This window comes from Helicobacter suis HS1, from assembly GCF_026000295.1.
Taxonomy (GTDB): Bacteria; Campylobacterota; Campylobacteria; order Campylobacterales; family Helicobacteraceae; genus Helicobacter; species Helicobacter suis.
In genome coordinates, this window is the sequence record NZ_AP026769.1 from 666,399 (window position 1) to 685,779 (window position 19,381).

Annotated in this window: 23 protein-coding genes and 1 other RNA gene; 18 read left to right on the forward strand and 6 right to left on the reverse strand. The window is 39.8% G+C overall.

Annotated features, from left to right (window positions below; genetic code table 11):
• Positions 1 to 3 precede the first annotated feature (3 nt).
• Entirely contained in the window at positions 4 to 756 is a 753-nt protein-coding gene (locus OO773_RS03665) for a hypothetical protein (RefSeq protein WP_264828692.1), read from the reverse strand.
• 122 nt (positions 757 to 878) lie between these two features.
• Between OO773_RS03665 and OO773_RS03670 the strand changes: the two genes are divergently transcribed.
• Positions 879 to 1,055 (forward strand): ATP synthase subunit B family protein, encoded by a 177-nt coding sequence (locus tag OO773_RS03670; protein WP_264828693.1) that lies wholly within the window; start codon positions 879 to 881, stop codon positions 1,053 to 1,055.
• On the opposite strand, the gene OO773_RS03675 is transcribed toward OO773_RS03670, so the two are convergent.
• Entirely contained in the window at positions 1,012 to 1,386 is a 375-nt protein-coding gene (locus OO773_RS03675; RefSeq protein WP_264828694.1) for a hypothetical protein, read from the reverse strand. The two genes, OO773_RS03670 and OO773_RS03675, sit on opposite strands and share 44 nt — an antisense overlap.
• 70 nt (positions 1,387 to 1,456) lie before the next feature.
• Here OO773_RS03675 and ffs point away from each other — a divergent pair.
• The 17 genes from ffs to OO773_RS03760 all read left to right on the forward strand — a co-directional run bounded on the left by ffs (position 1,457) and on the right by OO773_RS03760 (position 13,869).
• An RNA gene (gene ffs, locus OO773_RS03680) (signal recognition particle sRNA small type) lies at positions 1,457 to 1,554 on the forward strand.
• A 25-nt stretch (positions 1,555 to 1,579) separates the two neighbouring features.
• A complete protein-coding gene (gene fmt / locus OO773_RS03685; protein ID WP_006564635.1) occupies positions 1,580 to 2,488 on the forward strand; it encodes a methionyl-tRNA formyltransferase in 909 nt (302 codons plus the stop codon).
• Entirely contained in the window at positions 2,488 to 3,108 is a 621-nt protein-coding gene (locus OO773_RS03690) for a biotin--[acetyl-CoA-carboxylase] ligase (RefSeq protein WP_006564634.1), read from the forward strand. Before fmt ends, OO773_RS03690 begins: the two co-directional genes overlap by 1 nt.
• A 55-nt stretch (positions 3,109 to 3,163) precedes the next feature.
• Positions 3,164 to 3,589 (forward strand): F0F1 ATP synthase subunit B family protein, encoded by a 426-nt coding sequence (locus tag OO773_RS03695; protein WP_073115552.1) that lies wholly within the window; start codon positions 3,164 to 3,166, stop codon positions 3,587 to 3,589.
• A gap of 8 nt (positions 3,590 to 3,597) precedes the next feature.
• Positions 3,598 to 4,116, forward strand: a complete 519-nt coding sequence (locus tag OO773_RS03700) for a F0F1 ATP synthase subunit B family protein (protein ID WP_231102778.1) — start codon at positions 3,598 to 3,600, stop codon at positions 4,114 to 4,116.
• Positions 4,113 to 4,643: a F0F1 ATP synthase subunit delta gene (locus OO773_RS03705; protein WP_006564631.1), complete on the forward strand. Its 531-nt coding sequence runs from the start codon at positions 4,113 to 4,115 to the stop codon at positions 4,641 to 4,643. The genes OO773_RS03700 and OO773_RS03705 overlap by 4 nt, the downstream gene beginning before the upstream one ends.
• A gap of 18 nt (positions 4,644 to 4,661) precedes the next feature.
• Entirely contained in the window at positions 4,662 to 6,173 is a 1,512-nt protein-coding gene (gene atpA / locus OO773_RS03710) for a F0F1 ATP synthase subunit alpha (protein ID WP_006564630.1), read from the forward strand.
• A gap of 9 nt (positions 6,174 to 6,182) precedes the next feature.
• On the forward strand, positions 6,183 to 7,091 hold the full coding sequence (gene atpG / locus OO773_RS03715; protein WP_006564629.1) for an ATP synthase F1 subunit gamma: 909 nt from the start codon (positions 6,183 to 6,185) through the stop codon (positions 7,089 to 7,091).
• 9 nt (positions 7,092 to 7,100) lie between these two features.
• Positions 7,101 to 8,525: a F0F1 ATP synthase subunit beta gene (atpD, locus tag OO773_RS03720; RefSeq protein ID WP_006564628.1), complete on the forward strand. Its 1,425-nt coding sequence runs from the start codon at positions 7,101 to 7,103 to the stop codon at positions 8,523 to 8,525.
• A gap of 9 nt (positions 8,526 to 8,534) precedes the next feature.
• The gene (gene atpC / locus OO773_RS03725; RefSeq protein ID WP_006564627.1) at positions 8,535 to 8,897 is read left to right on the forward strand and encodes an ATP synthase F1 subunit epsilon; all 363 of its coding nucleotides are present in this window, start codon (positions 8,535 to 8,537) and stop codon (positions 8,895 to 8,897) included.
• 3 nt (positions 8,898 to 8,900) lie between these two features.
• Positions 8,901 to 9,452, forward strand: coding sequence for a MotA/TolQ/ExbB proton channel family protein (locus OO773_RS03730; RefSeq protein WP_006564626.1), 552 nt, complete (start codon positions 8,901 to 8,903; stop codon positions 9,450 to 9,452).
• Positions 9,452 to 9,850, forward strand: coding sequence for an ExbD/TolR family protein (locus OO773_RS03735; protein ID WP_006564625.1), 399 nt, complete (start codon positions 9,452 to 9,454; stop codon positions 9,848 to 9,850). The genes OO773_RS03730 and OO773_RS03735 overlap by 1 nt, the downstream gene beginning before the upstream one ends.
• The gene (locus OO773_RS03740) at positions 9,850 to 10,539 is read left to right on the forward strand and encodes a TonB C-terminal domain-containing protein (protein ID WP_006564624.1); all 690 of its coding nucleotides are present in this window, start codon (positions 9,850 to 9,852) and stop codon (positions 10,537 to 10,539) included. Before OO773_RS03735 ends, OO773_RS03740 begins: the two co-directional genes overlap by 1 nt.
• Positions 10,539 to 11,780, forward strand: coding sequence for a Tol-Pal system protein TolB (gene tolB / locus OO773_RS03745; RefSeq protein WP_006564623.1), 1,242 nt, complete (start codon positions 10,539 to 10,541; stop codon positions 11,778 to 11,780). The genes OO773_RS03740 and tolB overlap by 1 nt, the downstream gene beginning before the upstream one ends.
• 71 nt (positions 11,781 to 11,851) lie before the next feature.
• A complete protein-coding gene (locus OO773_RS03750) occupies positions 11,852 to 12,397 on the forward strand; it encodes an OmpA family protein (RefSeq protein WP_006564622.1) in 546 nt (181 codons plus the stop codon).
• A gap of 1 nt (position 12,398) precedes the next feature.
• Positions 12,399 to 13,343: a tetratricopeptide repeat protein gene (locus OO773_RS03755; protein ID WP_006565000.1), complete on the forward strand. Its 945-nt coding sequence runs from the start codon at positions 12,399 to 12,401 to the stop codon at positions 13,341 to 13,343.
• Positions 13,344 to 13,371: 28 nt separating this feature from the next.
• Positions 13,372 to 13,869, forward strand: a complete 498-nt coding sequence (locus tag OO773_RS03760) for an FKBP-type peptidyl-prolyl cis-trans isomerase (RefSeq protein ID WP_073115549.1) — start codon at positions 13,372 to 13,374, stop codon at positions 13,867 to 13,869.
• A gap of 330 nt (positions 13,870 to 14,199) precedes the next feature.
• Here the strand turns inward: OO773_RS03760 and OO773_RS03765 are convergent, their stop codons facing one another.
• The 4 genes from OO773_RS03765 to OO773_RS03780 all read right to left on the reverse strand — a co-directional run bounded on the left by OO773_RS03765 (position 14,200) and on the right by OO773_RS03780 (position 19,258).
• Entirely contained in the window at positions 14,200 to 14,601 is a 402-nt protein-coding gene (locus OO773_RS03765; protein WP_264828695.1) for a hypothetical protein, read from the reverse strand.
• Between the two features lie 15 nt (positions 14,602 to 14,616).
• Entirely contained in the window at positions 14,617 to 14,802 is a 186-nt protein-coding gene (locus OO773_RS03770) for a hypothetical protein (protein ID WP_264828696.1), read from the reverse strand.
• A gap of 305 nt (positions 14,803 to 15,107) precedes the next feature.
• The gene (locus OO773_RS03775; RefSeq protein WP_264828697.1) at positions 15,108 to 16,313 is read right to left on the reverse strand and encodes an HrgA protein; all 1,206 of its coding nucleotides are present in this window, start codon (positions 16,311 to 16,313) and stop codon (positions 15,108 to 15,110) included.
• 65 nt (positions 16,314 to 16,378) lie between these two features.
• Positions 16,379 to 19,258 carry an SEL1-like repeat protein gene (locus OO773_RS03780; RefSeq protein WP_264828698.1) on the reverse strand — a complete coding sequence of 960 codons (2,880 nt, stop codon included), beginning with the start codon at positions 19,256 to 19,258 and terminating at the stop codon, positions 16,379 to 16,381.
• Positions 19,259 to 19,381: the final 123 nt, after the last annotated feature.

Here is a 19,381-nt window from a genome sequence, read left to right on the forward strand (position 1 = left end):
ACATCACCACAAAGTCCGCACAATACTACCAAATTCAAAACTACGGATATAAAGAATATGGTTTTGGTTGGAACAATAGGTGTTAGGTTCTGGTGCAGTACTTGGTAGACAATGCTTGAAAGCAAAGGTATAAATATCTTGCCCATCTGCTTGGATATGCACGCGACTCTTATGAGAATTGCTTATGCGTAAGATGTAAATTTTATGGGGGAATACACTAGCAGAACGAATATCAGCAGAAGTACTCACAGCCGCATAAAGAGAGGAAAATAACCCCCCTAGCCGACCCAAATATTGATTAGACACCGCTTCAATGCCTAATTTAAGCACACTTGAGGTAATGGCTCTTGTGAGGATATAGGGGAGTTGTTTTTTAAATTCGCTAGCAATTAAGCCATCTAAAAATAACAAAGGTTCAAATGCTTGTTGCTGGTTGTTGATTCGTAGGCTAAAGGAATTATGAAAATCACGGCCAACCTTGAGTTGTGGGAGGGCTAAACTGGCATCATAAATGCCATCAGGCGTGGGGAGAGGGATATTAATTTTAAATTCCTTTTTGGTGGCTTGTTTGCCATCTTCAATAAAAATCCATGTGAATCTACTAGATGATGGGTGGGAAAAAAAGAGTAAATCCTCCCCTATAGTTGTAGAATGGCTGATTCCATAGGCCTCCTTGATATAATCTAGTCCCTTAGAGGTATCATTATCTAGCGCAAAAAAAAGGCCAGAGAGATAGGAAACAACAGGGTTAATCAAATTGTCATATACAGGATCAACGCCAGTCTATCAAAGAGGAAAAAGAACAGGCCTTATCCGCCCTAGAACAAGCTAAACAACAAGCTAGCCAAATTGTCTCAAATGCTAAACAAGAAGCCTATTTGCTCACCCAAAAATACGATCAGCAGTCTAAAGTTATGATTGAAAAATTGATTAAAAACTACCGCTCTATGCAAGAAAAAGAGGAGGAAAAAATGCAAGAAGAGGCGATTGCAGAGGTTTTAGACACCCTCTTTAATGCTTCAGAAAACCGGTATAAGTGCGCACATTGTCATTAACAAAAACAGCCCCTACGGTGCTTAAAGATTTTGTAAGGAGGTTTTGGTGGTGGTTAAATCTAAATTCAGCCGCATCAAGTGCGTGCAAAGATTTAGAGTAATCCCCTTCCATTAAAGCACTCATTCCCTTTTGTAAATCCCATAATAAAATATTGCTATGGTTTTTTTTAGCCATTTTTTTAGAAAAGGCGTAGGCATTAGAGAAGAGAGAACCGGTGTAATAGAGCTGATCAAAATGCTGTAATTGTGCGCGACCTCCTGTACAACCGGTTAAAAACAACAAGAAAATAAAAGCCGTAGTTAATGCAATTCCTATTCTTCGTTTAGGCATTTCTCTCTCCTAGTTTAACCTATCATTTTATCAAAATGTAAGCAAACTTAGGATAAAGTCCGCCAGCCTTTCCTTAGACCTATGCAATGGGGTATTAAGCTAATGCTTCAGGGTGGAAACACAGCAGAGCCGCTTGGTATCTTGTGTGCCTTAGTCATCTGAGGGAGGGTGGAACAAATTTTTAAAAAGCAGCATGAAAATCCTGTTTATGGGAACTCCTTTATTCGCCCAAGTGGTGCTTGCGCATTTGCTAGAAGAGGGGTTTGAAGTGGTGGGCTTGATCACCCAGCCTAGTAAACCTTTTGGCAGACAACAGCAAATGAAAGATAGTGCCACTAAGGTTTTTATCCAAGAAAAACAATTACCTATCCCTGTTTTTGAACCCCTAAAAATAGATGATTTGACTTTACAAACTATCCAAAATCTTAAGCCTGATGTGGTTGTAGTGGTGGCTTATGGTAAAATTTTACCCCAATCACTTCTTAATTTAGTCCCCTGTATTAATTTGCACGGCTCGCTTTTACCCCAATTTAGGGGCGCATCACCCATACAAGAGATGATTTTACATGATTTAAGCGAATTTGGGGTGAGCGTGATTAAAATGAGCGCTCAGATGGATGCGGGGGATATTTTAGGTATGGATTCTTTTATCAAAGATAGGGATTATAACGCTGAGGAATTAGGTACGCGGTTAGCTTGTATGGGAGCTAGATTAGTAGCAAGGGTTTTAAACCAACTAGAACAAATTACCCCCATTCCCCAAGATCACACCAAAGCCACTTATTGTAAGAAAATCAGCAAAGAAAACGGGCTTGTTGCATTTGATAGCGCTAAAACCGTGTATTTAAAATCTTTAGCTTATACCCCGTGGCCGGGTGTTTTTTTAAAAAGTGGGCTGAAGCTTTTTGGAATTGAACTTATCAATACTCAAGATTGCCACCAAGAAGGAGAGATTCTAGCCTTAGAGGGGGAGAGTGTTTTGGTAGGTTGTTTAAGAGGTGTACTTAAAATTGCAACCTTGCAAGCTCCGGGCAAACAAAAGATCGCCGCTAAGAGTTATTTAAGCGGGAAACGCTTGAAAGTTGGGGAGATTTTAAATTAGTGAGAATCTTATATTTTAAAACCCTACCCTCCACCCAATTATACTTAGTAGAACAAATTAAAAAAGGGGGATTAAGCGCGCCTATTTGTGTGTGGGCTAGATACCAAAGTGCTGGTGTGGGTAGCCGTGCGCAAAAGTGGGAGAGTGTACAAAGAGCTTTAACCTTTTCTTTTGCATGGGAGATTCAAGTAGGAGTACCCACACAAAGTTGGAGTTTATATTTTGGTTATCTTTTTAAAGAGAGTTTGCATGAACTTGGCAAATCTGAGGTGTGGCTTAAATGGCCTAATGATCTTTATAAAGAGGGGCGTAAGATCGGAGGAGTGATGACTCAAATTTATCGCCATACTTTAATCTGTGGGATTGGGCTTAATTTAGAATCTAAGCACTATGGCGCGCTAGATGTATGCCCTGAGACTACTTTATGCACTTTTTTAGAAAAATTAGAAACAAAACCTAGCTGGCAAGATGTTTATAACGCCTATTGCCAAGATTTTACCCGCAACCACCAAAACCAATTTTTTACACATGAAAATGATCGCATTTCTTTACAACAAGCCCAGATTTTAGAAGATGGAGGCTTATTAATTGCGGGCAATATTTACCACGCTAACCGCTAAGCCATCAGAAAGTTAGATTTTGTTAGAATGCGCACTTACACCTAAGGATTAAACCATGAACATTTCAATTAATATTTACTTAATGGCTGTGGTCTTTGTAACCTTTTTGGTTTTGCTATTCTTGCTAAACATTTGGGTATACCGCCCTATTTTGGCCAATATAGACGCGCGCAAAGAGGCAGTAGCTAAAGATCAAAGAAGCATTGAGCAAATCCAAAGGGAAGTGGTTGCTTACAAAAAAGAAGCACAAGACCTTCTTAAGGACGCGCGGATTCAAGCGGATAAAATTTTACAAGATGCGCTCTCTAGCGCCCATGCCAATTATGAGTCTGTAGTGGCCCAAAAAGAGGAGGAACTTAATAAGGAGTACCGCCAGTTTTGTGCCACATTAAAGGAAACTAAAAGTAATTTAAAATTACAATTATCGCAGGATTTGCCAGCTTTAGAGGCTTCTTTAAAGCTTAAAATATCTCAAGTTTAAGGTTGGTTTTGTTACAGCGTGTGTTGGTTGGGGTTATGATTTTAAGCGCTATGGTTGCTGGTACACCTATGCAAGTGGGGCAAACAGATATTGTAATGCGGGTATTAAATTTCTTGCTCTTTTTGGGGATTTTGTGGTACTTCACAGGCAGTATGCTTAAAAAAGCGCTACTTAAAAGGCGTTCTAAAATTTCTGATAAGCTAAGCAGTTTACAGGATCAACGCCAGTCTATCAAAGAGGAAAAAGAACAGGCCTTATCCGCCCTAGAACAAGCTAAACAACAAGCTAGCCAAATTGTCTCAAATGCTAAACAAGAAGCCTATTTGCTCACCCAAAAATACGATCAGCAGTCTAAAGTTATGATTGAAAAATTGATTAAAAACTACCGCTCTATGCAAGAAAAAGAGGAGGAAAAAATGCAAGAAGAGGCGATTGCAGAGGTTTTAGACACCCTCTTTAATGCTTCAGAAACTGCCCTTGACATGCCCGTTTATATGCGCCTAATCCACCAAAAAGTAGTGCAATGATTGCGCTCATCGCTAAAAAATATACAGAGGCTTTACGCCGTAGTTTAAGCCCAGAGGAACTTGAGGCCACTATGGGGGGTTTAGAAACTATCTGTGCGCTTTATAACCACCCGGATTTTTTAGAGTTAATTGCCTCTCCTTACTATCCAGAATCGCTAAAACAAGACATTCTCACTTCCTTTTTAGAGCAAAAGGAGGGCAAACTGCATAATCTAATCGCTCTTTTAACAATCCATAAACGACTCTCTCTTTTGCCTTTAATTTATCAAGAGTTATTAGCACAGACACAGCGCAAGAAAAATATCTATCAAGGCTATTTGTATTGTAACCAAAATATCCCTTCAGAACAAGCAGAGCAGTTAAAACAGGAGGTTTCAGCCTATCTAAATATCTCTTTGGAACTTAAAATATTCCATCAAGATAAAGAGGGGTTACGGTTAGACATTCCGGATTTAGAAATTGAGATTGCATTTTATAAAGACTATTTTTTTAAACAACTCAAACGGTACATTATGGAAGCGGTGTAAAACCACAAAGGAGATAAATTGTTAAAATTAAAAGCAGAAGAAATTAGCGCTATCATTAAAGAACGCATTGAAAGTTTTGCGCCTGATATTAATATCACGCAAGTGGGGCGGGTGATTGCTTATGCTGATGGCGTTGCTAAAGTTTATGGGCTTAAAGATGTGATGTCTTATGAGGTGGTTGAATTTGATACCGGCGATAGGGGCTTGGCCTCTAATTTAGAAGAAGGAAGTGTCGGGGTGATTGTGCTTGGTGGGGGGAGAAATATTAAAGAGGGTACAAGTGTTAAACGCACCAAACAACTTATGAAAGTACCCGTAGGCGATGCGGTCGTGGGGCGGGTGATTAATACACTAGGCGAACCCATTGATGGCAGAGGGCCCATAGAAGCTAATGCTTTCAGCTTTGTAGAACAAAAAGCCCCGGGGATTATGGATCGTAAATCCGTGCATGAACCTTTACAAACCGGTATTAAAGTCATTGATGCGCTTGTGCCTATTGGGCGCGGGCAACGCGAGCTTATCATTGGGGATAAACAAACGGGTAAAACCACTGTTGCCATTGATGCAATCATTAATCAAAAAGATCAAAATGTGATCTGTATTTATGTTGCTATCGGGCAAAAAGAGTCTACAGTGGCTCAGGTGGTGCATAAACTTGAAGAATACGGCGCTATGGAATATAGCGTTGTGATTAATGCCCCAGCCTCTGCCTCGCCGGCCATGCAATACCTCGCTCCCTATGCTGGGGTAACAATTGGGGAGCATTTTAGAGATCAAGGACGGCATGCGCTCATTGTCTATGACGATTTGAGTAAACATGCTGTGGCTTATCGCGAAATTTCTTTGATTTTAAGACGGCCTCCCGGGCGTGAGGCTTTCCCGGGCGATGTGTTTTATATCCATTCCAGATTGTTAGAGCGCGCTGCTAAAATGAGTGATAAGAAAGGGGCAGGCTCTTTAACCGCTCTACCCATTATTGAAACCCAAGCAGGCGATGTATCTGCTTATATCCCTACTAATGTGATTTCTATTACAGATGGGCAAATTTTTTTAGAAACCGATTTATTCTATTCCGGGATTCGCCCAGCGATTAATGTAGGCCTCTCTGTTTCTAGGGTAGGGGGAGCGGCTCAAATTAAGGGCACTAAGCAAGTAGCCGGAACTTTGCGCTTGGATTTAGCACAGTACCGCGAATTGCAAGCATTTGCCCAATTTGCCTCTGATTTAGATGAGGCGAGCCGTAAACAGCTTGAGCGCGGGCAAAGAATGGTAGAGGTACTCAAACAACCCCCCTATTCTCCCTTGCCCATTGAAAAACAAATCGTGATGATTTATGCCGGAGTTAAGGGCTTTTTAGATGGGATACCCACTAAAAAAGTGGTGGCTTTTGAGGAAAGCCTTTATCCATTTTTAGAGTCTAAATACCCTAATATCCTTGAGGATATCCGCACTAAAAAGGCATTAGATAAAGATTTAGAGACTATGCTAAAAGTGGCGATTGAAGAATTTAAACTAAGTCTAACTCTCTAGGAGAAAGATATGGGAGGCAGCCTAAAGGAAATCCGTAAAAAAATTGCCAGTGTTAAAAATACCCAAAAAACCACCCGTGCTATGAAACTGGTTTCTACCTCTAAACTTAAAAAAACAGAGGAAGTAACGCGCCGTTCTAGGGTGTTTGCCCAAAAACTTAATGAAGTCTTTGCGGATATTTGCGCGAAAGTTAAAAGTAGAGGTTTAAAAAGCATTGAGAGTAAGTATTTTCTTAAATTAGAACACTTAGAAGTCCAGAAAATTGACATCATCTTTGTTACCGCTGATAAAGGTTTGTGTGGTGGGTTTAATACCACAACGATTAAAGAGGTGATGCGTTTAATCAATACTTATAAGAATCAAAATATCAAGGTGCGTTTGCGCGGAGTTGGCAAAAAGGGCGTGGCGTATTTTACCTACAATGGCATTAGCCTTTTAGATCAAGCGCTAGATTTAAGCTCTACACCTGATTATGATAGAGCCAGTGCTTTTATTAATAAAGCCGTGCAAGATTATCTAAATGGGTTAACAGATAGTGTACTTATTATTCATAATGGTTTTAAAAACATGATCTCTCAAGAGATCAAAATCCAGACCATTTTACCCCTAGATTTTGGTACGCATCTTCAAGATGATAGTATGCAAGAGGAAAAAGAGGGGATTGTGGTTGAACCTGATGATGAGGAGGGGGCGATCTTAGATTCTTTGGCTAAAAAATTCATTGATTTTAACATGTATTATGCTTTGCTAGATTCGCTAGCAGCAGAGCACAGCGCTAGAATGCAGGCTATGGATACGGCGACTAATAATGCAACTGATTTAGTACGCACCCTCACTGTTTCCTATAATAAAGCCCGTCAAGAGGCAATCACAACTGAGTTGGTAGAAATCAATGCAGGTGTAGAAGCGATCAAATAAAGGAGAAACATGGAAGGAAAAATTATTCAGGTCATGGGGCCTGTTGTAGATGTGGAATTTGAAAACTATTTGCCCGCTATTTATGAAGCTCTAGATGTTAGTTATCACTTTGAAGATCAGGCTAGAGAGCTTGTCTTAGAAGTAGCGGCTCACTTGGGCGATAACCGCGTACGCACTATTGCAATGGACATGACAGAAGGGCTTACAAGAGGACAAAAAGTCATGGCGCGGGGTAAAATGATTGAAGTACCTGTGGGGGAGGAGGTGCTAGGCCGTATCTTTAATGTCGTGGGTGATGTGATTGATAACCAAGAACCCCTTAAAGAACCCATTAAATGGCCTATCCACCGTGCTGCTCCCTCTTTTGAACAGCAAAGCACTAAAACCGAGATGTTTGAAACCGGGATTAAAGTGATAGATTTACTAGCACCCTATTCTAAAGGCGGTAAAGTGGGGCTCTTTGGGGGCGCGGGTGTAGGTAAAACCGTCATTATTATGGAATTGATTCATAATGTAGCTTACAAACATAGCGGTTATTCTGTTTTTGCCGGTGTAGGTGAGCGCACTAGAGAGGGCAATGATTTATACCATGAAATGAAAGAGGGGGGGGTGTTAGATAAAGTAGCCCTATGTTATGGACAAATGAATGAACCACCCGGGGCTAGAAATCGCATTGTTTTTACGGGTCTGACTATGGCTGAATATTTCCGCGATGAAAAGGGCTTGGATATTTTGATGTTTATTGATAACATCTTTAGATACGCCCAATCTGGAGCGGAAATGTCTGCGCTTTTGGGGCGTGTACCCTCAGCGGTAGGTTATCAACCTACTTTAGCTAGCGAAATGGGTAAACTCCAAGAACGCATCACTTCTACTAAAAACGGCTCTATTACTTCTGTTCAAGCCGTTTATGTACCTGCAGACGATCTAACAGACCCGGCTCCTGCCTCTGTTTTTGCGCATTTAGATGCCACCACAGTGCTTAATCGTAAAATTGCAGAAAAGGGGATTTATCCAGCTGTTGATCCGCTTGATTCTACTTCAAGGATTTTAGACGCGCAGGTAATTGGCAATGAGCATTACCGCATCGCCACAGGTACCCAGCAAATCTTACAAAAATATAAAGACTTACAGGACATCATCGCTATTTTGGGCATGGACGAGCTTTCTGAGGAGGATAAAAAGATTGTAGAACGCGCTAGAAAGGTAGAAAAATTTCTCTCCCAACCTTTCTTTGTGGCTGAGGTCTTTACAGGTAGTCCGGGTAAGTATGTAACCCTTAAAGAAACCCTAGAGGGCTTTGGTGGGATTTTAGAGGGTAAATACGATGAGATACCAGAAAATGCCTTTTACATGGTGGGTAGTATCCAAGAAGTGATGGAAAAATATGAAAAAATGAAGGCTGAAGGCAAGGATAAAAAGAACGCATCTTAAAGGAAGTGCATGGGATTACTGGTTAGTATCGTAGTGCCTCAGGGCTCTATCTTTTCAGGGGGGGTAGATCGCATCACCTTACCCGGAGAAGAGGGAGAATTTGGGGTTTTAGAGGGGCATAGCAATATGGTTTCTTTGCTTAAAAGCGGCGTGATTGAGATTGAAAGAGGGGGGCAGGTGAGCCTAATTGCTATTAATTGGGGTTATGTGGAAGTTAAACATAAGAGTGTGGATATTTTAGCCGATGGGGCGGTCTTTATTAAGGGTGATGATGAAGTGTATAAGGCTAAAAAACTCTTAGAGGATGCCACTTCCGATCGCCTAGCTATTTCTAGCGTGATTGCTAAAATTGAAGCGCATGGTCTAAGATAAGCTATGGCCTTAGTAGAAAATTTCTTAGCCAGTAGTGGGCTTGTTACTCTTTTTGTCTTGATCCTTCTTTCTATTTATTTTATCTTAACCTTATGGGTCTTTTTTTATAAGTATGTTTCTATTAAGACTAATATCCTGAAAGAAAAGCAATCTTTAGAAGCCATTATGGGAGGCGCACAAAAAGACCTACAATTTAAATCCGCACACATGGATAAACCTTCTAAAGAGTGGCTAGCTGTGTGGAAAAGCCAATTATTGCGCCAAAACACCACCGGGCTTGTGGTACTTAGCATTATTGCTAGCACCGCACCTTTTGTTGGACTCTTTGGGACGGTGGTAGAAATTTTAGAAACCTTTGGGCATTTGGGAGGGCAAGTTTCTTTTGATGTTATCGCTCCTACTATTTCTAAAGCTCTAGTGGCCACAGCAGCAGGTATTTTAACCGCAATTCCGGCTTATTCCTTTTTTCTCATCTTAAAGCGCAAAGTTTACGATTTATCCGTTTATGTACAAATGCAAATTGATATGCTCATTGCTAAGGAAGGCATGCAATAATGGATTTTGAAGGTTGGGATAGCGATAAACCTGAGCTTAATATCACGCCCTTAGTGGATATTATGCTAGTACTTTTAGCTATTTTGATGCTTACAGCGCCTACTATCACTTATAAAGAAGACATTAAATTGCCCAAAGGTTCTCCAAGTGCCCGTGCTCCTAAAGCTCAGATTTTAGAAATACGCATGGATATTCAGGGTAAAATTTATATTTATGATAAAGTTTATAGCTTTGCCTCTTTCCCGGATTCTTTTCACCTTTTGGCTAAAAAATACAATAAAGATATAGCTGTCCATGTGCGAGCAGACAAACGATTAACCTATGACAAAATTATTTATCTTCTCAAGAATATTAGAGAGGCAGGATTTCACAAGGTTTCTCTAGTTACTAGTGCCTAATGGAAAATAAAGGTTTTTTCTTTGGTAGTGGTTTTCTAGCCCTTCTGTGTTATGCTCTCCTTTTATTTCTCTTATTACAACACCAAAAAGATAGCCCCTTAACTTTGCCTGATCAAACTTTAGATGTAGATTTTATTAGCGATGTTACTAAATTGCCAAGTAATCCAAATCCCTTTAAAGAGGATTTAGGTGTTAAAAACATATTTGCTGCCCTGCCTGATAAAAAGGCCTCCATTAACCCAAAAGAGATCCAGCAAATCAAACGCGCGCAGGAATTATTGCGTAATATCCAGTTCAGCCAACACAACAAGGATTTTAAGGCGCTACAAGATAGCCTTAATCAATTTGATAGCAGCCTTAAAACCTTGCAAGATAAACACATGGAATTACAAATCCCTAAAGAAGAAAGCCCTTCCTCTGAGGAGGAAAAAAAGTGGTTTGCACAAATTTATAAAATTCTTTATGCTAAATGGAAACTTAGTTTTTATCAAAAGGCTTCTGTAGGCGTGCTCATCACGATCTCTACAACCGGGCAATTAAGCTTTAGCATTGTGCAATATTCGCCCTTTGCAACTTATAACAAAGAAATAGAAACGCTTCTACTCTCTTTACAAAAGCAAACATTCCCCCCCAACCCTCAAAAGCGCACGATCACCTTGAGGGTGAATTTTAAAACAAAGGATCAGTAATGCGGATTTTGTGGCTTTTTTTGTTGTGCTATTCTTCTTTGTTAGCCACCGATGCAACCCTAGACATTGTTAAAACCATTGGAAAATTACCCAAAGTTGCTATTTTTTATCAGAATACAGACCCCTATTTAAAAAAAATTGCCCGTCTATTAGCCTCTGATCTAAAAATAAGCGGGCATTTTGAAGTAATGGGCGCACCACAGATACAAACACAAACCCCCTCTTATGATAGTCTAGCTACAAAAGGTATTCAGATTTTAGTAGAGATCAAAGCAGATCAAAACCACCAAATCCATGCAACTCTTTATGACATTGCTAATCGTTCTATTAAAGCTAGCAAGGATTACGAGTTTAACACAAAAGCACTCTACCCCTTTATTGCCCACCGTGTAGCTATTGATACCAACGCTTTAATCCAAGCCCCCTCTATTGCTTGGATGCAGCGCATGGTGGTGTTTGCTAAATATTTAAGCCCGGGAGTAACTAGTATTGTTGTAGCCGATTATACGCTATCCTACCAACAAGAGATCATTAAAAATAATCTTTTAAATATTTTCCCCAAATGGGCAAATGCTGATCAAAGCGCGATTTATTTTACCCAGTATCTACGCGAGCCCACGATCATCAAATACGATATACGCACGGGTAAAAGTGAGGCGATCACACAAAGTTCTGGCATGGCCGCTGTTTCTAGTGTGAGTAAAAATGGGGATAAATTACTTTTATCTCTCGCTCCAGATGGACAAACTGATATTTTTTTCTACGACACTCTGAAAAAAAGTCTTAAACGCTTAACAACTTATAGCGGCATTGATGTAATGGGTACTTTTGTAGATAATGAAAAGGCTATGGTTTTTGTTTCCGATCGCTCTGGTTATCCTAATATCTATCTTAAAAAACTCCGTGAAAATGCCCCAGTAGAACAGGTGGTGTTTTATGCCAAAAATAACGATTCGATAACAGCTTCTGGGGATAATATCGTGTATGTTAGCCGTGAGGATAAAGATGCCAATGGGCAAAGTACTTTTAATTTACATCTCATCACCCTTAAAAGCGATTATGTCCGGCGTTTAACTGTAAGCGGGGTTAATCAAATGCCCCGTTTTTCTTACGACGGTAAAGCTGTGATGTTTTTAAAAAAGGCAGCATCGCAAAGTGCGCTAGGGGTGATTTTGCTAGATTCAAACCAAAGTTATCTTTTTCCACTAGAGAATTTGGAAATCCAATCCTTTGATTGGTAATAATTTATAGGCTGTTAAGAGAGTAGCGTGTATAATTTAAACCTATTTGTAATCTGGATTAAAGGAATTTTATGAAAAAGTGGGTCTTGTCTGGGTCTGTGTTAGCGTTTGTATTGATGGTGGGGTGTTCTGGGCAAGTAGGTTCTACACCAGCAGCGCAGCAGACACCGCCAAGTGCACAACAAGTCGCTTCTCAACCTCCAGAAAATAAGACAGTGCCCAAAGAGCAAGTGCATGAACAACCCGCTCCACAAGAAAAACCAAAACCACAAATAGAAAGCGGGACTGTTGTAGGGCAAGTGTATTTTAGCTTTGATAAATACGATATCCGGGCAGATATGGAAAGTATCATTGATCAAGCAGCCCAAAAGATCAAAGAATCTCAGATGAAAGTACTTTTAGAGGGTAACACAGATGAATTTGGCAGTGGGGAGTATAATTTTGCTTTGGCTAATAAACGCGCCTTAAGTGTCAAACAAGCCCTTATCATTAAAGGGATTGCCCAAGATACAATCCGCGTAGTAAGTCTTGGAGAAACTAAACCTAGTTGTCAAGAAAAGAATAAAACATGTTATCGCAAAAACCGCCGTGTTGATATTAAGGTCGTAGAAGAATAGGGTGCGTTATTGCCTTTCTTTAGTGGGTGCTCTTTTAATGGCCGAGCCCTCAGCCTTTGACTTACAAAGCGGGGCTACCAAACAGGAGTTAAACACTCTTAAAACTAGTAATAAAAACTTACAAGATATCCTCACCACTCTTAAAAGCCAGACAGATACGCTTTTACAAGGGCAGGATGGTTTAAAAAGTCTGGTAGAAGGCCAGGCGTTTAAGCTTAAAGGAGCAACCGATACGCTTGTTGTGCATGCCAACACTTTAAAGACGCTTAAGAGCATGCAAGACATGCAGGCCAATCTTTTAAAACAACAAGCAGATTTGATCAATAACCTTAAAAGTCAGATACAGGCTAATCAGGCAGCCCTAGCCGCATTTGAAAAAAAAACTGATGATACCAATAAATTATTAGCACAAATACATGCAGAGTTTGCAACCAAACTAGAAGCCTTACAAAAATCTATTGATACACAAGCTAACATTAACACCCAAAAGTTAAAAGATTTGGGCGCCATTCAAGAGCAAATGCTCCAGATGAAAACAAAACAAAATACCCCTTCCTTTGATAAAGACCCTTCAAAAAAAGAAGCCATTGCTAGAGAAGCATTAGAGTTATTTAGACAAAAACAATATGCACAGGCTAAGGTGCGCTTTGTCTGGTTAGCGAATTTGCCCTACAGACCAGCATATTATGCCTACTTAGCAGGTGAGGCTGCTTATATGGATAATGCCTACAAAGAGGCTATTGAACTTTTCAAAAAAAGCGCCTTGATTCAAGATAAAACCTCTTACATGCCAATTTTACTCTGGCATACAGCTTTTGCCTTCAGAGCACTTAAAGATTGGACAAACTACCATAAATTCTTGCGCTCTCTTGTTGAGCTCTACCCAGAAAGCCCGCAGGGCAAAAAAGCACAAGTTATTTTAGAAGAAAAGACAAAAACACGCTAAAATACTGAGCACAAAACCACAAGAAAGGATGTTTATGCAAAATCAAATTGCCATTATTGAATATGAAGTTCGCGATCACATCACCCAAGAGGTTTTAGATTCTAATATTGGTAAACAACCATTAGAGTTTCTAATGGGAGCAGGGCAGGTGATTATTGGGATTGAAAAGGCAGTTGCGCAGGCTAAAGTTGGAGAGATCCTTACCTTACAAATTCCTCCCCATGAAGCTTATGGAGAATACCACAATGATTACCTCCAAGAAGTCCCTCGCGATCAGTTTGAAAATATTAAGCTAAGAAGAGGCATGACTTTATTTGGACAAGGGGAAAACCAAGAGAGTGTACAGGTGAGTGTGAAAGATTTTAGCGATCACATGGTGATGCTAGATTATAACCACCCCTTAGCCGGTAAAGAACTGAGCTTTAAACTCAAGGTTTTAGGCTTTAGAGAACCTTCTGAACAAGAAATTTTAAAAGGACAATCTAGCGGTAAATGTTGCGGGGGCGGGTGTGGTTGCTCGCACTAAAGCTTTTCCCGCCTTAAGCAAAAACCCCAGCCACCTTGAGTGGTTGGGGTCTCTGAACTGTGTTACAACATTTCTAGTTAATGCATCTTTGATCTTTGAGTTTACGCTTTTTAATAAATGACGCGTTGGTTTGCAAAAATGCGTTGGGGCTTTAAACTTTGTAAAATCCCTTAATGGGTTTCTAAAGCCGCCTTTAAAGAGTTTGAAAGAGAACTTAGCCCCAAAGAGTGTCTAAGTGCAGGTTTACTGGTTGCTCCCATGTAATCTTCTAGTAAGGTTATGCTTAGTGGCTTTGGCGGTTACATGGTTATACTAACTCAGACTGCAACTTTAGCAATGCAAATAATCCCCCAAAGCCTCCTCAAAAACCTTCAAGTTCTGGTTAATATTGGGTAAAAACACCTCCTCATAATCGGTTTTATTCCACCAAGGGCGTTCTCTACCGTCATACATATCATCTTTAAACGCCACTTCTTTTGGTGTTTTGCCTTCCAAACTTAATTTAGGGTTTTGTTCATCCCAACCTAAGCGTGTATCCATTTTGTGGTGTAGTTCCATGCCTTCTTCTATTTTTTCTAAACATTTTGTTAGATGTTCTTCTTGAAACTCTTTTAAACTATCCTCTAACTCTGTGCAATAAAGAGGTGTTTCATAATTTGGGTTAAAACCCTCTTTTTCAATAACCAGAATATCCAGATCATCTCTCAGTTTTTCCCAAACTACACAACTCAACAACTCCCCAGTAGGTTAGATATTTTGATTAGTGATGATAGTGCGTTTACTCATAATTAGATACATTAAGGCATGCATGCTCTCTTGTAGATTAGCTGTATCTGTTCTACCTAGTTCTATCCAAGCAGAAGAGTTATTTTTATCTTTAGCCTCCATGTAATCTTTAAAGGCTTGTTTGGTGTTTCTGCCATATTGCCACAAGGGTTTAACTTTAACTAGGGGCTAATAGTGCAAAGGTGATCAAGTGTGATGTGAGCCTGTTTGGTGTCCTTTTTCATCATAGACATAAAACTGATGATTTTTCTCATCATAGACATAAACATGTGAACCCTTTTGAACCGCTGTACTAATCGCCATGATCTTCTCCTTAAAAATTTTAAAAGTTTAAACAACAAACCCCTAACCTGCTCTTATTGAGCACCCCTTAAAGGCTATTATCCAGTCATAGCTTTTCCCTCCTCTCTTAAGATTGATCTATCTAAAGCACAAGCCACAGATTAAGCAAGCTAAACCTTTTGAGTCTCTTTTAACTCCAGCTCGATGTATTCTTTTAATTTATCATGGCTTGAGAAGACTTCTTCAAAGCCTTGAAATTTGGTTTGTTCGCTCATGTTTGCCTTAATTGCGCCGTGAAAAAGGCTTAAAGTCTTTAAAAACTCTTGAAAATCAGGGGAGTTTTTGGACAACTCACCTAGCATGGTATGATCTAAATTATCTTTAAAGCGGGCGTTAAAAAGCACACGGCTTTTTAGCATGTCCTCGGTGTCAAGCAAAATAACCCCAATGCCAAAGCTAGCGTGTAAGCGTTTTAACAAGTCCATTAAATCATGATCTTCAGTATTTATCTTCCCTGCTACTAAATACCCCTCATGTGCCCAAGAGCTATTGCTAATTGCCTGAAAGTAGTGTTCTCTACAATTGCTTAAATTAATCTCTTGTTTGAGCTCAAAAGAAAAGAGTTTTAAAGGCAACAGATCGAATTTCTCTACAAATTCACGCAAAGCAGGATCAAAATCCTTATAAGCAAAGCTTGCTCCCACCATATCCGGATAGAGCCACTCAAATTTACCCGCTCTTGCCTTGCTTGCCTTAGTGTGATCAATAGTTTTAGTGTGTGTGCCCCATTTTTCGTTGGCAAAATAAGCCACTAGGGGGTGTAACCGACGCTCATAACAATTATTCTCTTTAGATTTAGCCTGTATGCTTTCTGTGCTCACATTCCCCGCATATTCTTTAAGCGCAATGGTGATGGGATAATCAGCAACCTTTACAAAGGGCAATTTTTCACCATTTCTTAGGGCTAGCCACACGGGGTAGTAAGCTTTATCAGCTTTATCTTTAGCTATGCTAAACATTTTATCAATCTTACCCGCATCATAAAGTTCTTGTGCCTTTGTATAAAGATCATAAATAGACACAGGACCTTTAGCCTCTTTGAGCACCTCTAGCGTGATTAAAGGTCCAGCCTCTTGATCCCCATCTAGTCTTTGTTTTTCTTGTTTGTGTTTGGCTTCAATGTAGTCTTGGATATTCCCCTCACTCTTAAGACGCTCTAAAAAAGTTACCTCCTCCATCACCTCTATCCCTAGCTTTTTAGCCTTTTCTAATTTACTCCCGGGGTTTTCCCCATAGATGAGTAAATCTGTCTTAGAACTCACCCCAGTAAAAAAGCTAAAGAGGAAAAAGAGAGGAAAGTAAGAAGAGTTAACCACCCCCCGTGAAATTTAGAAAGGCTAAACATGGAAGATCCTTTTTTTAAAAAATTAACGGGAAAAGTCTAGCGGGTTAAAGTAAATGAAAAAAGCAAATGGGTGGTTTTTTTGAAAAAATAATAGGCTTTTAATTCCTCTACACTCCAGCCTGCTTGCTTGAGAAGTGCTGTGTAGCGTTCATAGGCTTCTTTATACTGCTCATAGTGCTCTTCTTCATCGCGTGGTAATGAGATTAAATCCTCCTCATACGAATCAATTTGTTCTTTTAGCACTTCAAGCAATTTATCTAACACTCTAAAAGATCTTTGCTCCTCAAAGAAAGGGGTTAAAAATGCAATCTGTGCGTTGCGCTGTGCAAACTCCCCTTCTAATTCCTCCCCAATCCACTCATAAGCTTCTGCAGCACACATAGCCGATCCAGCCTCAGCCCCTTCTAAAAGGGCTTGTTTTCTCTTTTCCTCATAAAACTCCTTGCCTAGATCATCAGATATCTCTGGGACTAAACCTTCCTCGTATTCAACCTCATCTGAATAAATTTCAACCCCCTCATAATCATCAGCTCCATAACGCTCAATTGTTTTTGCCCGCACCAGTTCTAAGGCTCTATAAAACCCAACTAACCAGTCCTGCACAAACCCATCAGTCCCTAAAAACCAATACCCATCTATAAAACCATCAGCAATGGCTTTTTCAAGACTAGAATACCCTTCATTAGCTGCATCGTGCGCTAGATTTTTATAGATTTCTTCAGCTCCATTTCTTCTTTTTACATAATGATATGCATGAGATAATCCTATTACATCCTCTATGTACTCTTCACCATCATCATGCCAATTAATAGTAATGAGCTCTAGATCGCCGACCTCTTTGAGTTGTTCACAGCCCAACCCAGCACTTATGCGTAAAAGCCCATACCATGCTTGCATATCACCCTCTGGATTCTTCTCTATAGCCTTCTCTATAGCCCCTATAACCTCCTCATAATCGGTTTTATTCCACCAAGGGCGTTCTCTACCGTCATACATATACCATATCCCCCTACACTCTTCTTGCTCAAACACCCGATTATATATTCCAGCACCTGCACAAATATCATCCAGTGCTACTTCAACATCATCACCATCTACTATCTTCACTCCCATTATCATCCCATCGGCTGGCTTATTGATTGGGAAAATTAAGCATTGATCTTCTTTTAACTCTGTGCTTTTAAGAGGTGTTTCATAATTTGGGTTAAAACCCTCTTTTTCAATAACCAGAATATCCAGATCATCTCTCAGTTTTTCCCAAACTACACAACTCAACAACTCCCCATAATAGCTTTGTAAATTCTCAAGTTCTTTAGCTTTAATAAAGCACACCATAGCCCCGATTGGATCGGGGGGCACCACAACACCTAATAAGCTCATCTTACCTAGTTCTATCCAAGCAGAAGAGTTATTTTTATCTTTAGCCTCCATGTAATCTTTAAAGGCTTGTTTGGTGTTTCTGCCATATTGCCACAAGGGTTTAACTTTTTGCTCCTCTTTTTTAGCTTTTTGTTCTGGTGCTATAAAATCTACATTTTTAGCAAAATTAGGCATGAGTGTTACTGGTTTGATCTGTTTAAAATCCTCAGCCTCAGCCTCTTTAATAGCTAACTCAAAAGCTTTTGCTTGTTTTAAATCTGCTTGGTATTGTGTGCTTAAAATTGCATGGCTAGGATGTTTACTTAATTTTTCAAGCAATTCTTGCTGTTTTTCTAAAAGCTTTATTAAAGGCTCAATAGCGTTATTAAAACGCAACTCCACAGCTCTTTTAAAACAAGCAAGGGTGGTGTGGTTATATTCTAGGGTTTTTGCATCTCGTTTAGAAGTGGAGAGTTTATAGCGTGCGCCACCAAACTCTCTACATCCATTCCAAAAACTATTGCGCAATTCCCCTAACTCTAAAGCACAGCGCCCACTCCCAAGCTCCATGCCCTCTTCATACTCTTTTTTTGCATCTTCATAGGCTTCTTGTTGTTCCTCTTTTTTAGTGCGATCACCGCGGAGCTTATAAATGGTTTTTAACCAACTCAAATACAAACGGGCATTCACCCCATCCATTGTGGCATAAAAGCCAAAACAAAAGAGTGTATCAAATTCATTATCACTACCAAAACTATCATCAAGATTACTATCTATAAGATGTTGCACATCATCATATTCGTAATCGCTGTCATATCCGTAATAATACTTATGTTTATGAAAACATTCCCCCTTGATTTCTTGCTCTCTAACAATTGCCTCCTCATCAAATGTTTCAATATCAGTGCTACAATCATTCCCCTCCCAGATAAACCAGTTGCCATAATCTCCTTCTATATGATCGATTCTCTCTAGCCCTGTATTAGCACACCCATCTTTTAACACATGTGCACTTTCAAAACACGCACGGGCACGCTTAATCATCTCATCTTCAAACTTGTCATCTTTAAACTCATCCCCCTCTGTTGCATCCACCCCTAGTTGTGCTGCTATTTTCTCTCTATCCCCACTAATTATACCCTCTGCTAAATCCAAATACAAAAACCCTAAATGGCTTAAGGCTCGGATAGAGCCTAGCTCAATGGCCTTGTTAAAATAAAAATGTGCTAGTAGGAAAGATTGGGGTAAAACAATGCCCTCTTTTGCCATTTTACCTAACTCTAAATAGGCTTCTGCATTATCTTGTTGGCTAGCCTTTAAATAATCCTCATAGGCTGTTAAATTATCTCCCTTGTAATACCATAAAGGCAAAGGTCCAGCCTCTTGATCCCCATCTAGTCTTTGTTTTTCTTGTTTGTGTTTGGCTTCAATGTAGTCTTGGATTTGCTCATACTTCGTTTTCTCATGGTTCACAGAAGATTTAGAAGAAGAATCGGAAGAAACCGCATTAGAAGCTTGATTCTGAAGGTAGCTAGCCATTTCTAAGACATTAGGCATGCAAGCTCCTTAAGAACAAGTAAAAAAGCTAAAGAGGAAAAAGAGAGGAAAGTAAGAAGAGTTAACCACCCCCCCCGTGAAATTTAGAAAGGCTAAACATGGAAGATCCTTTTTTTAAAAAAT